This is a genomic window from Streptomyces sp. SID10853 (genome assembly GCF_010548145.1).
GTDB lineage: Bacteria > Actinomycetota > Actinomycetes > Streptomycetales > Streptomycetaceae > Streptomyces.
Map to the genome: position 1 here is coordinate 1 of NZ_JAAGLN010000065.1, position 13,969 is coordinate 13,969.

Below are 13,969 nucleotides of genomic sequence, written 5' to 3' on the forward strand. Positions count from 1 at the left end.
CTGCCACCGCACAGGACCGCTCGGCGGCGGCGACTGGTACGACGCGCTGCCGCTGGCCGACGGGGCGCTCGGCCTCACCGTCGGCTCGGTCACCGGCTCGGGCCCCGGCGCCACCGCGGCGATGGGACGGCTGCGGGCCGGGCTGCGGGCGTACGCCGTGATGGAGGGAGAGGACCCGGTGGCGGTCCTCTCCGACCTCGAACTGCTGCTGCGGCTCACCGAGCCCGCCCGTTCGGCCACCGCGCTCTTCGCCTACTGCGAGCCGGGCCGGCGCAAGATCGTGCTGGCCGGCGCCGGGCACACCCCGCCGCTGCTCATCGGCGACCGGCGTACCGAGTTCGTCGAGACCTCGCTGTCGGCCCCGCTCGGAATGCTCTCCTGCTGGGAAGCGCCGAGCGTGGAGTTCTCACCTGCACCAGGAGAGACGGTTCTGCTCTGCACCGACGGGCTGCTGCGGCGCACCGGGGACTCCACCGACCGGGCGTTCGCCCGGCTCCACTCGGCGGCGACGACCGTGCCCCTGGCGGCACGCGACGACCCGGCGTCGATCGCGGACCACGTGCTGCGAACGATGCTGCCCGAGGGCCTCGACCAGCAGGAATGCGCCGATGACGTGGTGATTCTGGTGGCCAGGTTCGACTGAGGTCCGGTGAACTCCGAGCGGGCGCCGGGCACTCCGCGTAAGAGGTCTTTCGGCACTGGGCCCCCTTCCGTACACCCGTACGATGGAGGGGGCCCAGTGTCGTACTCAAGGAGACAGAAACGTGTCTGAGGAGCTCACCCCGGAGAACCCGGAGACCCCGGAATCCCTGGAGACCCCGGCGGCGGAAGCCGTCAAGCCCCGGAAGAACGGCCTCTACCCCGCCGTGTCCGATGAGCTCGCCGAGAACATGAAGTCCGGCTGGGCCGACACCGAGCTGCACGGCCTGGAGCCCATCGCCCAGGCCGCCCACACCGCCGCCCGGCGTGCCTCGCTCTCGGCGCGCTTCCCCGGCGAGCGCCTGGTCGTCCCGGCGGGCCGGCTCAAGACCCGCTCCAACGACACCGAGTACGCCTTCCGCGCCGCGAGCGAGTACGCGTACCTCACCGGTGACCAGACACAGGACGGCGTCCTGGTCCTCGAACCGGCCGCGGACGGCGGGCACACCGCCACCCTCTATCTGCTGCCCCGCTCCGACCGGGAGAACGGCGAGTTCTGGCTCAGCGGCCAGGGCGAGCTGTGGGTCGGCCGCCGGCACTCGCTCGCCGAGGCCGAGCAGCTGCTCGGGATCCCGGCGAAGGACGTCCGCGAGCTGCCCGCCGCGCTCACCGCCGCCACCGGTCCGGTCCGCGCCGTCCGCGGGTACGACGCGGGCATCGAGGCCGCGCTGACCGACAAGGTCACCGCCGAGCGCGACGAAGAGCTGCGCGTCCACCTCTCCGAGGCGCGCGCGGTGAAGGACGACTTCGAGATCGGCGAGCTGCAGAAGGCCGTCGACGCGACGGTGCACGGCTTCGAGGACGTCGTGCGGATCCTCGACAAGGCCGAGGCCACATCCGAGCGCTACATCGAGGGCACCTTCTTCCTGCGCGCCCGCGTCGAGGGCAACGACATCGGCTACGGCTCGATCTGCGCCGCGGGACCGCACGCGACCACCCTGCACTGGGTGCGCAACGACGGTGATGTCCGCTCCGGCGAGCTGCTGCTGCTGGACGCCGGAGTGGAGACGCACTCCCTCTACACGGCCGACGTGACGCGCACGCTCCCCATCGACGGCCGCTTCAACGCGCTGCAGCGCAAGATCTACGACGCGGTGTACGAGGCGCAGGAAGCCGGTATCGCGGCGGTCAAGCCCGGCGCCGCCTACCGTGACTTCCACGACGCCTCCCAGCGCGTGCTCGCCGAGAAGCTCGTCGAGTGGGGCCTGGTCGAAGGCCCCGTGGAGCGAGTGCTGGAACTGGGCCTGCAGCGCCGCTGGACCCTGCACGGCACCGGTCACATGCTCGGGCTCGACGTCCACGACTGCGCGGCCGCACGTACCGAGGCGTACGTCAACGGCACGCTGGAGCCCGGCATGTGCCTCACGGTCGAGCCCGGTCTGTACTTCCAGGCGGACGACCTGACGGTGCCCGACGAGTACCGCGGCATCGGAATCCGGATCGAGGACGACATCCTCGTCACGGCGGACGGCAACCGGAACCTGTCCGCGGGACTGCCGCGTCAGGCGGACGAGGTCGAGGCGTGGATGGCCTCGGTCAAGCAGGGCTGACGCTCCGCACGGACGTGGGGGCGCGCCGCTCGGGGCAGTCCGGTCGACGAGGCCGGGTCAGGAAGCCCTGAGCAGCGCGTCCTCGCGCCATTTCAGGACCTTGTCGAAGCGCACCATCGCGCCACGGCCCGGCCTGTTCCGGAAGTCGGCGTGATCGGAGAGTTCCGCGATCAGGCCAAGGCCCCGGCCGCTCTCGGCGCAGGCCGGGGTCTGCGCCGTCGGGTGTGCCAGTACGTTCTGCGGGGCGGCGCGGCGCTTCTGCCGTGCGGGAAATCCCGGACCCGAGTCGGTGACCTCGATCCGGCAGCGCTCGCCGTCGAGGAACGCCGTCACCCGGTACCCCGGGGAAGTGGCGCCCGGCCCTCCGGTTCCGCCGTGTTCCACCGCGTTCGCACAGGCTTCGCTGAGCGCGAGTGACAGATCGAAGGAGACGTCGGGGTCCACGCCCGCTGTCTCCATGGCACCGAGCAGAAGACGACGGGCGAGCGGAACGCTCGCGGCTTCGCGCCGCAAATGCAGAGACCACCAGATGCTCATGCTCCAGCCTCCTGGCTGCGGCTCGACATTACGGTTACGTATTGCCGTGGTCCGGGGGTCGTAAGCACCCAGTTGACGTGATATCGCTCATTCGGCGGACGCGCGTACCCTCCGCGCCGGTGTATCGGGGGCCGGTGACGGGTGTGACACGGGACCTTCAGCGGGGCGGGCGGGGCCACCAGGACGGATCGTGACCTTCCGGACCTGCCGTATGCGGGCCTCGGGCCCAGTGCGATGATGGCCCGGCCATGCTTATCCCTGCCGTACGCGCCGGAGCCGGTCCACGGCTTCTGAGGACCGCGGTCTTCACCGCGGTCTGCGTCGTGCTGGCCGGGGTGGGGCACGCGCTGGCCTCAGGTGCGGCCGTGCCGTGGTGGACGCTGGCTCTCGGGTTCGCCGGGCTGTTCGCCGTGGCCGCGCCCTTCGCCGGGCGGCAGCGCTCACTTCCCGGCATCGCCGCCGCGCTGACCGCCGGCCAGCTCGCGCTGCACACCGTCTTCGGGCTCGGCCAGCACGGCGCCATGGCGATGGGCGCGACGGCCGGAACGGGCGGGACGGGCAAGCCCGCGGGCGACACCTCCGCCCTGGTCCTGCTCGCGGGAAAACTGGTCTGCGGCGCGGGCGCCGCCCCCCTGAGCGCGGCCAGGGCCCACCGCATCGTCACCGCGGCGGGCATCGACCCGTCGGCGAGCGCCGCCCAGGCCGCACCGCACCACCTGGTGGCGGCCACCCCGTCGACCTGCTTCATGCTGCCGAGCCTTCCCATGGTGCTCGGCCATCTGCTGGCGGCCCTGGCGACCGGCTGGGTGCTGCGGCGCGGCGAGATCGCGCTGTTCCGGCTGTCCCGGCAGTCGCACGGCGTGGCCGAGGGGGCGCTCGTACGTCATCTGCGCGCCGCTCTCGCGCTGGTACGCGCCTTGCGTGCCGGACTTCCTGGAGCACCCCTCCAGGGACCGCGCGCCGGGTACGCACCCCTCCCCGCGCCGCTGTGGACAGCGGGCGAAGCGCTCCAGCACACGGTGATCAGGCGCGGCCCGCCCGCCACGTACGTGTTCGCAGCCTGACGCGGCACCTCCCCACGCGCGAAGCGACGGGAGCGGGTGCCGTGCTGTCCGCGCGCACCGGCGCGCGGGCTGCCACCGTTCCTCACTCACCGTGGAGTGTGTTCCGTATGAGCATCAACCCCCTGAACGACAACCCGCCGGCCCCCGCCCGTCAGAGCAGCGGCCGCCCGGGGTTCACCCGCCGTATCGCCGTGGTCGGCGGCGTCGCCGCCACCTCTGTCCTGGTGCTCGCGGGTACCGCCTTCGCGCACGTCACCGTCCAGCCGCAGGGTGACGCGGCCAAGGGCGGCTACGCGACGATCGCGTTCAAGGTCCCCAACGAGCGGGACAACGCCTCGACCACCAAGCTCGAGGTCAACTTCCCGGCCGACCACCCGCTCGCCTCGGTGATGCCGGAGCCCGTGCCGGGCTGGAAGGCAGAAGTCACCACGTCGAAGCTGCCCAAGCCGCTGACCATCGAGGGCAAGCAGATCGACAAGGCCGTCACCAAGGTCACCTGGACCGGCGGGAAGATCGCGCCCGGGCAGTTCCAGCAGTTCCCGCTGTCCGTCGGCCAGCTGCCCACCGACACCGACCAGCTGACCTTCAAGGCTCTGCAGACGTACTCCAACAAGGAGGTCGTGCGCTGGATCGAGGAGCAGAAGCCGGGCGCCGACGAGCCGCAGAACCCGGCGCCCGTACTCAAGCTGACCCCGGCCGCCGACACGGCCGGCGCCACCCCGGGCAGCACGTCCGGCAGCACATCCGCACCGGGCGACAGCGGCGCGCCCGCCAAGACTGCCACCGCCTCGTCTTCGGACGGCAGTGACAACACCGCCAGGATCCTCGGGGTCATCGGCATCGTCATCGGCATCGCGGGCGTCGCCTTCGGTGTCCTCGCCGGCCGGCGCCGTACCGCCTGACACGTCCACACCACCCACAGCACTTGGGACGTTCCTCCATGCACAGCACGACACGCAGCACGAAGCACCGCACATACAAGAAGTCGCTGACGGCCGCCGCTCTCGCGGTGGCGGCCGCCTTCTCGCTCGCGGCCTGCAGCACCGACAACGGCGGCAGTTCGGGCAAGAGCGCGGTGGCCGATGTCTCCGGCCAGAACAAGACGCAGGCCGCGACGGTCCTCGACACCCCGTTCACCAAGCCGGACTTCGTCCTCACCGACACCCACGGCAAGAAGTTCGACTTCCGCAAGGAGACCAAGGGCAAGCCGACCCTGATCTACTTCGGCTACACGCACTGCCCGGACATCTGCCCGCTGACCATGGGCAATATCGCCGTGGCCAAGAAGGCGCTGCCGAAGGCGGAGCAGAAGAAGCTCCAGGTCGTCTTCGTCACCACCGACCCGGACCGCGACACCCCGTCCGAACTCGGCAAGTGGCTGAAGGCGCAGGACCCGTCGTTCATCGGGCTCACCGGCAACTTCAAGACGATCCAGGCGGGCGCCCGCTCGATCGGGATCGGCATCTCCCCGACCAAGAAGGAGAAGGACGGCACGATCGTCTCGATGCACGGGGCGCAGGTCGTGGCCTTCTCGCCGAAGACGGACAAGGGCTACCTCCTGTACGGCGAGGACACCACGGTCAAGGACTACACGAAGGACCTCCCGAAGATCGTCAAGGGTGAGAAGCCGTGAGCCGGGGCACCCGGGCGACCGCCGTCTGCGCCGTGGCCGCCGCCGCGGCCGTGGCGCTGGCGGGCTGTTCGTCGTCCGGCTCGTCCGACGACCGGGCCAAGGACGGACCCGAGCTGAAGGTCACCGCGTCCTTCATGCCCGAGCCGGTCGGGGGCAGCGGAATGGCCGCGGGGTTCGTGACCGTCACCAACAGCGGTGGCACAGCGGACCGGCTCACCTCCGTCACCAGTCCGCTCTCCGACGACGTCACCATGCACACGACGAAGAACCAGCAGATGCTCTCGGTGAAATCGCTCCCGGTCCCCGCCCACGGCGAACTGGACCTGGAGCGCGGCGGGAACCACCTCATGTTCATGGACCTCAAGAAGCAGCCCAAGCGCGGCCAGCAGGTGGCCGTCGAGCTGCACTTCGCGAAGGCCGGCGTCCTCAAGGCCGAACTGCCCGTCGAACAGCCCACCTACAACCCGCAGCACAGTTGAGGAGCTGACCCGAATGACGGCGACCACCGCCCCACCGCGCTCCGGACTCCCGCTCGCGCGGCTGCTGCTCGTCGCGGCGGCGGTCCTCGGCGCTCTGTTCGCCGCGGCCGCCCCCGCCTCCGCGCACGCGGCCCTGCTCGGGAGCAACCCGAAAGCCGGAGCGGTGGTCGCCAAGGCTCCGGCGGACGTCGCGCTCACCTTCTCCGAACAGGTCGCCATGGACAACAAGTCCATCCGCGTCCTCGACCCGAAGGGCAAGCGCTCCGACACCGCCAAGCTCCGCAACCTCTCCAAGGGCAGCACCGTCACCTACGGCGTCGACCTGCGCCCCGGCCTCGCCAAGGGCACCTACACCGTGGCCTGGCAGGCCATCTCCGCCGACAGCCACCCGGTGTCGGGCGCCTTCACCTTCTCCATCGGCGCCCCGTCCAGGACCACGGTGTCCGCCACCGGTGAGAACGTCGGCGGCGGACTCGTCGGCGTCCTCTACGGCGCCGCGCGCTACGCCTCCTACGCGGGATTCATCGTGCTGGCCGGCGGCGGCGCCTTCATCGTCGCCTGCTGGCAGCGCGGGGCGAACGAACGGCCGCTGCAACGGCTCGTCGTACGCGGCTGGCTGACGCTGACCGCTGCCACCCTCGTCCTTCTGCTGCTCAGGGCGCCGTACACCGGCTCCGGGCATCTCGGGGACGTCTTCGACCTGAGCGCGCTCAAGGGCGTGCTCCAGACCAAACCGGGCGCCGCGCTCGTCTCCCGGCTGCTGCTGCTCGGCGCGTCCGCGCTCTTCGTCGCCGTCCTCTTCGGGGCGTACGCCCGGCGCACGGTCTCCACGGATCCGGAGGCGGCGAAGGAGCGGAAGGACCTCACCTTCGGCCTGGGTGTCGGGGGCACGGTCGTCGCCGCCGGGATCGCCGCGACCTGGGCGCTCACCGAGCACGCGTCGGTCGGCCTCCAGCCCGGGATCGCGATGCCCGTCGACATCGTGCATCTGCTGGCGGTCGCCGTCTGGCTGGGCGGGCTTGCCGCGCTGCTCGTCGCCCTCTTCCGTACGCCGTCCATCGAACGGGCCGCCGTGCGGCGGTTCTCCGGTATCGCCTTCACGGCCGTCTGCACCCTGGCGGCAACCGGCCTCTACCAGTCGTGGCGGCAGGTCGGCTCCTGGTCCGCGCTCTTCGGTACGGCGTACGGGCAGCTGCTCATGGTCAAGGTGGGGCTCGTCGCCGTGGTCGTCTGCATCGCTTCCTTCTCCCGGCGCTGGACGGCACGGCTCTCGGAGACGGCCGCGGACGGGGCCGCCGCCGGTGAGACTCCTGCTGTTGCCGCCGAGGCTGTTGCCACTGAGGGCAGCCTCACCGGCACCGCAGAGCAGGAACAGGAGCCCCTCACCGTCCCCGCCGATCCGCGGCGAGCCGCCCAGCTCGCCCGGCAGCAGGCCGCCAGGACCGTGGTGCGCGAAAAACGCGTACGGGACGCCGACCCGCACCGCACCGGGCTGCGGAAGTCGGTGCTCGCCGAGACCGTCGTCGCCGTCGCGCTCCTGGCCGTGACGACGGTCCTGACGACCACCGAACCGGGCAGGACCGAGGAGGAGGCCGGGCGCGGCTCCTCCTCGTCCGCCGCGGCGGCGGTTCCTTCGGGGCCGGTCGACCTCACCCTCCCGTTCGACACCGGCGGCCCCAAGGGCAAGGGGACAGCGGCCCTCGAAATCACCCCGGGCCGCAGCGGCAGCAACCAGCTGCACCTCTTCGTGAACAACCCCGCGGGCAAGCCGTACGACGTCCCCGAGGTGAGGATCGCCCTCACCCTCAAGGCGAAGAAGATCGGGCCGCTGCCCGTCGTCCCCGACCATCTGTTCACCGGACACTGGAGCGCGGACGGCGTCCAGATCCCGATGGCGGGCAAGTGGGACATCGCGGTGACCGTACGGACCTCCGACATCGACGAGACCACCGTCAACAAGACGGTGGAGATCGGCTGACCAGCAATGAACGACATCTCCAGGCGGCGGCTGCTCGGAACGGCGGGCGCTGTGGGCGCGGGCGGCCTCGTGGTGGGCGCCGCAGGCGGGGCCGCGGTACGCGCGGCGGCCGAGGCGGCGCCGCCGACCGCGCTGACCACCGTCGGCTCGACCGAGGTGGCCTTCCACAGCCCGGAGAAGACCGGCGGTTCCACCGGGTCCGCGCACCAGGCGGGCATCGTCACGCCCGCCCAGTCCACCGGGTATCTGATCGCCTTCGACCTGGCGGCGGGCGCCGGCCGTACCCAGGCCGCAGCGCTGCTGCGCCGCTGGTCGGCGAGTGCACAGCGGATGATGGCGGGCGAGCCGGTCAGCGGCGGTGACACCGGGATCGCGCTCGACGCGGGTCCTTCATCCCTCACCGTCACCTTCGGCTTCGGCCGGTCCTTCTTCAGCCGTACGGGACTGACCGCGCAGCGCCCCACCCAGCTCGACCCGCTGCCGGACTTCGCGTCCGACCAGCTGGACGCGGAGCGCAGCAACGGCGACCTGTGGGTGCAGATCGGTGCGAACGACCCGCTCGTCGCCTTCCACGCGCTGCGCGCGCTCCAGAACGAGGCCGGTACGGCGGCCCGGGTCCGCTGGCAGATGAACGGTTTCAACCGCGCGCCCGGCGCCACCGCCAAGCCGATGACCGTCCGCAATCTGATGGGCCAGGTGGACGGGACGGGGAACCCCAAGCCGTCGGACAGCGACTTCGACCGGCGCATCTTCGTCCCGGCGGGCGGCGGCACGGGCGCGGAGGCGCAGCCGGAGTGGATGGCGGGCGGCTCGTACGCCGTCGTGCGCCGGATCAGAATGCTCCTCGACGACTGGGAGAAGCTCCCGCTGAAGAAGCAGGAGCAGGTCATCGGGCGGCGGAAGAAGGACGGCGCCCCGCTGACGGGAGGCACCGAGACGACCGCGATGGACCTGGACAAGGTCGGCCCGGACGGCAAGTTCGTCATCCCCGACAACGCCCACGCCCGGATCTCGGCCCCCGAACAGAACGGCGGTGCCGCGCTGCTGCGGCGCACCTTCTCGTACCACGACGGGATCGGCCGGGACGGCACACCGGACGCCGGGCTGCTCTTCGTCTGCTGGCAGGCGGACCCGGACCACGGCTTCGTACCGGTGCAGCGGAAGCTGGACCGCGGCGACGCACTGTCCACGTTCATCCGCCACGAGGCCAGCGGACTCTTCGCGGTGCCGGGGGCTGCCCGCCCGGGCGAGTACGTGGGACAGCGCCTCATCGAAGGCCACTGAGCGGGGGCTCCGGCGGAGCACGGACGCCGATGGCCCAGGGCCTCCCGCCCGTACCCCTGGGCGCGGAGGCTCCTGTCCGGCTCCCGGGACCCGGGGCGTTCGGCCTATTAGGGTGACCGTATGTCAGCCACTCGCTTCACCTATCTGGGCCCCGAAGGCACGTTCACCGAGGCGGCTCTGCGCACGCTGCCCGAGGCCGCCACCCGCGAACTCGTCCCGATGGTGTCCGTGCCGGCGGCACTCGACGCGGTACGCACGGGAGAGGCAGCGGCGGCGCTCGTCCCGATCGAGAACTCCGTCGAGGGCGGCGTCACCGCGACTCTCGACGAGCTGTCGGGCGGCGAGCCGCTGATGATCTACCGCGAGGTCCTGCTGCCGATCGCCTTCGCGCTGCTGGTACGCCCGGGCACGAAGCTGTCCGGCGTGAAGACGGTGACGGGCCACCCCGTCGCCCAGCCGCAGGTACGGAACTGGCTGCGGGCGAACCTCCCCGAGGCGGTGTGGGAGTCGTCCGCCTCCAACGCGGACGGTGCGCGTCTCGTCCAGGAAGGGCGGTACGACGCGGCCTTCGCCGGTGAGTTCGCCGCCGCCACGTACGGGCTCGAACCGCTGATCACCGAGATCCACGACGCGCAGAACGCCGAGACGCGCTTCGTCCTGGTGGGGCGCCCCGCCCGGCCGGCGGCGCCGACCGGCGCGGACAAGACGTCGGTGGTCGTCTGGCAGCGCGAGGATCACCCCGGAGCTCTCCTCGAAATCCTTCAGGAGTTCGCGGTGCGCGGGGTCAACCTGATGCTGCTCCAGTCGCGGCCGACGGGCGAGGGCATCGGCAACTACTGCTTCGCCATCGACGCGGAGGGCCATATCTCGGACCGCCGGGTGGGCGAGGCGCTCATGGGGCTCAAGCGGAGCTGCCCGGATGTGCGGTTCCTCGGTTCGTACCCGCGGGCCGGAGTGACGGCACAGGACGTACGGGAGCTGCGGTCCGGAACGTCGGACGCGGAGTTCGTGGCGGCGTCGGACTGGCTGGCGCGCAGCGAGGACGGCCGGGCCTGACGTGCCCCGCCCCGGGACCTGCTGTTCTGCTCCGGGGCCTTCTGTCCCGTCCGGAGCCTGGCCGGGGCCTGTTGCGGGGCCGTTCTGTCCCCGTACCTGATCGTCGTACGTCCTGGTTTCCGTACTCCGGAAAAGTTATCCACAGGCCCTGTCTCGACCTGGGGACAAGTCGACAGCACAAGGCGACATGGTCGACAAATCCCCGTAGTGACGACACTTCCATCCACAGACCAACAGTCGGGGCCCTGTCACCCCAATTCCACCGATCAACCCTTCAGAGCGATCAATTCCCACCTGAATGAGTGCGCGGAGGGGGTTTGGAAGGGAAATTCCGGCGAACAGCCGGTTGCCTGTGAGGCTTTCGGAACCATCTCCTTCGTCATCCACAGATTTCCCACACAGCCTGTGGATAACTAATCCGGGCTGTGGATCCCTGTGGACAAGCGAGCCCAAGTCCCTCCCGGCGCAAGGGAAATGAGTCAACGGTTTCGCCCGGAATGCTTCGTTCCGGGGAATCGGGCACCCTTATTGACCAGCGGCCGACGCGAGGCGGGTGACACCGTCGCCGGGATATCCCCAGCCACTCACCTTTCCATAGATAGTGGATCAATACGGACAAAGCGTCTTCGGCGATGCGGTGCGGTGAATATCAAGTCGAGGGGCGCGAGCGGGCACCGGTAACCTGGTGGGGTGATTGACCTTCGCCTGCTCCGTGAGGACCCCGACCGTGTTCGCGCCTCCCAGCGCGCCCGTGGAGAGGACGTCGCCCTCGTCGACGCCCTGCTCTCCGCCGACGAGCGGCGAAGGTCGTCCGGACTCCGGTTCGACGAACTCCGCTCCGAGCAGAAGACGCTCGGCAAGCTGATCCCCAAGGCGGCGGGCGAGGAGAAGGCCGAGCTGCTGCAGAAGACGGGCCGGCTGGCAGCGGCCGTCAAGGCGGCCGACGCCGAGCAGAACGAAGCGGACGAGGAGACCAAGCGCCTGCTGCTCCAGCTCGGCAACCTCGTCCACCCGGACGTGCCGGTCGGCGGCGAGGAGGACTTCACCGTCCTGGAGACGCACGGCACCATCCGCGATTTCGCCGCCGAGGGCTTCGAGCCCAAGGACCACCAGGAGCTCGGCGAGGCCCTGCGGGCCATCGACACGGAGCGCGGTGCGAAGGTGTCGGGCTCGCGCTTCTACTACATGACGGGCATCGGCGCACTGCTCGAACTGGCTCTGGTCAACGCGGCGGTCGCCCAGGCCACCGAGGCCGGGTTCATCCCGATGCTGACACCGGCGCTGGTCCGCCCGCGTGCCATGGAGGGCACCGGTTTCCTCGGCCAGGCCGCCGAGAACGTCTACCACCTGGAGAAGGACGACTACTACCTGGTCGGCACCTCCGAGGTCCCGCTCGCCGCGTACCACATGGACGAGATCATCGACGCAGGTGAACTGCCGCTGCGGTACGCCGGGTTCTCGCCCTGCTACCGCCGGGAGGCCGGCACGTACGGCAAGGACACCCGGGGCATTTTCCGGGTACACCAGTTCAACAAGGTCGAGATGTTCTCGTACGTGCACCCCGACGACGCGGCCGCCGAGCACCAGCGGCTCCTGGAGTGGGAGAAGCAGTGGCTGACCAGCCTCGAACTCCCCTTCCAGGTGATCGACGTGGCGACCGGCGACCTCGGGGCATCGGCCTCCAGGAAGTTCGACTGCGAGGCGTGGATCCCGACGCAGGGCAAGTACCGCGAGCTGACGTCGGCGTCCAACTGCGACGGCTTCCAGGCCCGGCGGCTGTCGGTCCGGATGCGTGACGGCAAGAAGGTCCAGCCGCTGGCCACGCTCAACGGCACGCTCTGCGCCGTACCGCGCACCATCGTGGCCATCCTGGAGAACCACCAGCTCGCCGACGGCTCGGTCCGGGTCCCGCCGGTGCTGCGGCCCTATCTCGGCGGCCGGGAGACTCTGGAGCCCGCGTCCAAGTGACGACTCCCGCACTTGCCCACCGGCTGATCGCGACCGACCTGGACGGCACGCTGCTGCGTGACGACGGTTCGATTTCCGAGCGCACCCGTGCCGCACTCGCCGAGGTCACCGCGGCGGGGGCGGCACACATCATCGTCACCGGACGAGCGGTTCCATGGACCCGGCACATCCTCGACAGCCTCGGTTACGAGGGCCTCGCGGTGTGCGCACAGGGGGCGCAGGTCTATCACGCGGGTGAGCGACGGCTGCTCACCTCCGTCACCCTGGACCGCTGGCTGGCCGCTGTCGCGCTCGCCAAGATCGAGGCGGAGACCGGCCCGCTTGCTCTGGCCGCCAGCCGGGACGGCCTCGACGGGGAAGTGCTGGTGAGCGCCGACTACCGGGTGAGTGAGGGCCCGCTGCCCGTGGCGCGCTTCGACGCCAGGGACGAACTGTGGTCCGAGCCGATCAACAAGGTCTACATACAGCACCCGGAGCTGAGCGACGACGCGCTGGCGGACATCGCACGGCAGTCCGTCGGGAACCTGGTGGATGTCGTCATGGCCGGCGAGGGCGTGGTGGAGATCCTGCCGCTGGGGCTGAGCAAGGCGACAGGTCTGTCGCTGGCCGCCCGGCGGCTGAAGCTCACCGCCGCCGACACGATCGCTTTCGGCGACATGCCCAACGACATCCCGATGTTCGGCTGGGCCGCACACGGGGTGGCGATGGCCAACGCCCACGACTCCCTGAAGGCCGTGGCTGACGAGGTCACCACGTCCAACGAGGACGACGGCATCGCTGTGGTGCTGGAACGGCTGCTCCAGGGCTGACGTCCGATGCCCCGGCCGGGTGGTGGACCGGCCGGGGCCCGACAGGGTCATCGACAGCACGCATGCCCGCTTGACCGAGGGCGTCGTCTGCGCGGGTCAGTTGTAGGATGACTGGGCAACCGGGTGACCGGATACCTGCCGAACATGATGAACACCGACGGACATGGGGCGACGAGATGGCACTGCGTGCGGCAGGACGGCACTCCCTCGTGGATACCGTCGTCCAGCAACTGCGGGATCAGCTGGCCGGGGAGTGGTCCGTGGGTGACCGCATCCCCACCGAGCACGACCTCGCCGAACAGCTCGGTGTGGGGCGCAACACCGTCCGCGAAGCAGTACGCGTCCTGGTGCACGCCGGACTCCTGGAGTCCCGTCAGGGCAACGGCACCTTCGTACGCTCCACCGCCGACCCCTCCGCCGTACTCCGCACGATGAGCCACGCGGGTGTGCTGGACATCCTGGAGCTGCGGGTCGCCCTGGAGGCGGAAGCCGCCAGGCTGGCGGCCGTACGCAGGGACGAGGCCGACCTCGGCCGGCTCCGGGATGCCCTCGGCGCCCTCCACGAACACGGCGACCGGGCGGCCGACGCCGACCTCGACTTCCATCTGGGGGTGGTCGAGGCCACGCACAACACCACGTTCGCCGAGGTCTACCGCTTCTTCTCGACCCAGATGCACGAGTCCCTGGTCGCCGCCCTGGGCGACCGGGAGATGCCGCCGATCGACTTCACCGCGCACGAGGCCCTGGTCGACGCGGTCGAGAGCGGCGACCCGGCGGCGGCCGAACAGGCGGCCCGCGCACTGCTCCAGGTGCCGATGGACGTGGTCCGCCGGCTGGTGGGCCGCTGACCGGCCCCGGCGCGGGCGCGGGCCCACCACCCCCGCCACCCCCGCACCAGCCGCCCACCGCACG

Annotated in this window: 13 protein-coding genes; 12 read left to right on the plus strand and 1 reads right to left on the minus strand. The window is 70.8% G+C overall.

Annotation, left to right across the window (positions count from 1 at the left end; all coding sequences use genetic code 11):
* Together G3I19_RS15275 and G3I19_RS15280 are read left to right on the plus strand one after the other, a co-directional pair.
* The coding region (locus G3I19_RS15275; RefSeq protein WP_164264138.1) for a PP2C family protein-serine/threonine phosphatase at nt 1–643 on the plus strand (643 nt) is incomplete at its 5' end.
* A 121-nt stretch (nt 644–764) separates the two neighbouring features.
* Nucleotides 765–2,249, plus strand: coding sequence for an aminopeptidase P family protein (locus G3I19_RS15280; RefSeq protein ID WP_164264139.1), 1,485 nt, complete (start codon nt 765–767; stop codon nt 2,247–2,249).
* A gap of 57 nt (nt 2,250–2,306) precedes the next feature.
* On the opposite strand, the gene G3I19_RS15285 is transcribed toward G3I19_RS15280, so the two are convergent.
* Nucleotides 2,307–2,786, minus strand: a complete 480-nt coding sequence (locus G3I19_RS15285) for an ATP-binding protein (RefSeq protein ID WP_164264140.1) — start codon at nt 2,784–2,786, stop codon at nt 2,307–2,309.
* Between the two features lie 248 nt (nt 2,787–3,034).
* On the opposite strand from G3I19_RS15285, the gene G3I19_RS15290 reads away from it, so the two are divergent.
* The 10 genes from G3I19_RS15290 to G3I19_RS15335 all read left to right on the plus strand — a co-directional run bounded on the left by G3I19_RS15290 (nt 3,035) and on the right by G3I19_RS15335 (nt 13,905).
* Nucleotides 3,035–3,850, plus strand: a complete 816-nt coding sequence (locus G3I19_RS15290) for a hypothetical protein (protein ID WP_164264141.1) — start codon at nt 3,035–3,037, stop codon at nt 3,848–3,850.
* Nucleotides 3,851–3,957: 107 nt separating this feature from the next.
* On the plus strand, nt 3,958–4,752 hold the full coding sequence (locus G3I19_RS15295; RefSeq protein WP_164264142.1) for a YcnI family protein: 795 nt from the start codon (nt 3,958–3,960) through the stop codon (nt 4,750–4,752).
* A gap of 38 nt (nt 4,753–4,790) precedes the next feature.
* On the plus strand, nt 4,791–5,483 hold the full coding sequence (locus tag G3I19_RS15300) for an SCO family protein (protein ID WP_164264143.1): 693 nt from the start codon (nt 4,791–4,793) through the stop codon (nt 5,481–5,483).
* 50 nt (nt 5,484–5,533) lie between these two features.
* Nucleotides 5,534–5,962, plus strand: a complete 429-nt coding sequence (locus tag G3I19_RS15305) for a copper chaperone PCu(A)C (RefSeq protein WP_343235114.1) — start codon at nt 5,534–5,536, stop codon at nt 5,960–5,962.
* Nucleotides 5,963–5,975: 13 nt separating this feature from the next.
* Nucleotides 5,976–7,940: a copper resistance protein CopC gene (locus G3I19_RS15310; RefSeq protein ID WP_164264144.1), complete on the plus strand. Its 1,965-nt coding sequence runs from the start codon at nt 5,976–5,978 to the stop codon at nt 7,938–7,940.
* A gap of 6 nt (nt 7,941–7,946) precedes the next feature.
* Nucleotides 7,947–9,224 (plus strand): iron uptake transporter deferrochelatase/peroxidase subunit, encoded by a 1,278-nt coding sequence (gene efeB / locus G3I19_RS15315; protein ID WP_164264145.1) that lies wholly within the window; start codon nt 7,947–7,949, stop codon nt 9,222–9,224.
* A gap of 120 nt (nt 9,225–9,344) precedes the next feature.
* A complete protein-coding gene (gene pheA, locus G3I19_RS15320; protein ID WP_164264146.1) occupies nt 9,345–10,280 on the plus strand; it encodes a prephenate dehydratase in 936 nt (311 codons plus the stop codon).
* 690 nt (nt 10,281–10,970) lie between these two features.
* Nucleotides 10,971–12,248 (plus strand): serine--tRNA ligase, encoded by a 1,278-nt coding sequence (serS, locus tag G3I19_RS15325; RefSeq protein ID WP_164264147.1) that lies wholly within the window; start codon nt 10,971–10,973, stop codon nt 12,246–12,248.
* A complete protein-coding gene (locus tag G3I19_RS15330) occupies nt 12,245–13,057 on the plus strand; it encodes an HAD family hydrolase (protein ID WP_164264148.1) in 813 nt (270 codons plus the stop codon). The genes serS and G3I19_RS15330 overlap by 4 nt, the downstream gene beginning before the upstream one ends.
* A 176-nt stretch (nt 13,058–13,233) precedes the next feature.
* Nucleotides 13,234–13,905: an FCD domain-containing protein gene (locus G3I19_RS15335; RefSeq protein ID WP_164264149.1), complete on the plus strand. Its 672-nt coding sequence runs from the start codon at nt 13,234–13,236 to the stop codon at nt 13,903–13,905.
* The last annotated feature ends 64 nt before the right edge of the window (nt 13,906–13,969 follow it).

Excerpts from the sequence above, each read along its gene's own strand:
- G3I19_RS15295 (WP_164264142.1), top strand. The coding sequence starts at position 3,958 with ATGAGCATCAACCCCCTGAACGACAACCCGCCGGCCCCCGCCCGTCAG.
- G3I19_RS15335 (WP_164264149.1), top strand. The coding sequence starts at position 13,234 with ATGGCACTGCGTGCGGCAGGACGGCACTCCCTCGTGGATACCGTCGTC.
- efeB (WP_164264145.1), top strand. The coding sequence starts at position 7,947 with ATGAACGACATCTCCAGGCGGCGGCTGCTCGGAACGGCGGGCGCTGTG.
- pheA (WP_164264146.1), top strand. The coding sequence starts at position 9,345 with ATGTCAGCCACTCGCTTCACCTATCTGGGCCCCGAAGGCACGTTCACC.
- G3I19_RS15290 (WP_164264141.1), top strand. The coding sequence starts at position 3,035 with ATGCTTATCCCTGCCGTACGCGCCGGAGCCGGTCCACGGCTTCTGAGG.
- G3I19_RS15285 (WP_164264140.1), bottom strand. The coding sequence starts at position 2,786 with ATGAGCATCTGGTGGTCTCTGCATTTGCGGCGCGAAGCCGCGAGCGTT.
- G3I19_RS15310 (WP_164264144.1), top strand. The coding sequence starts at position 5,976 with ATGACGGCGACCACCGCCCCACCGCGCTCCGGACTCCCGCTCGCGCGG.
- G3I19_RS15300 (WP_164264143.1), top strand. The coding sequence starts at position 4,791 with ATGCACAGCACGACACGCAGCACGAAGCACCGCACATACAAGAAGTCG.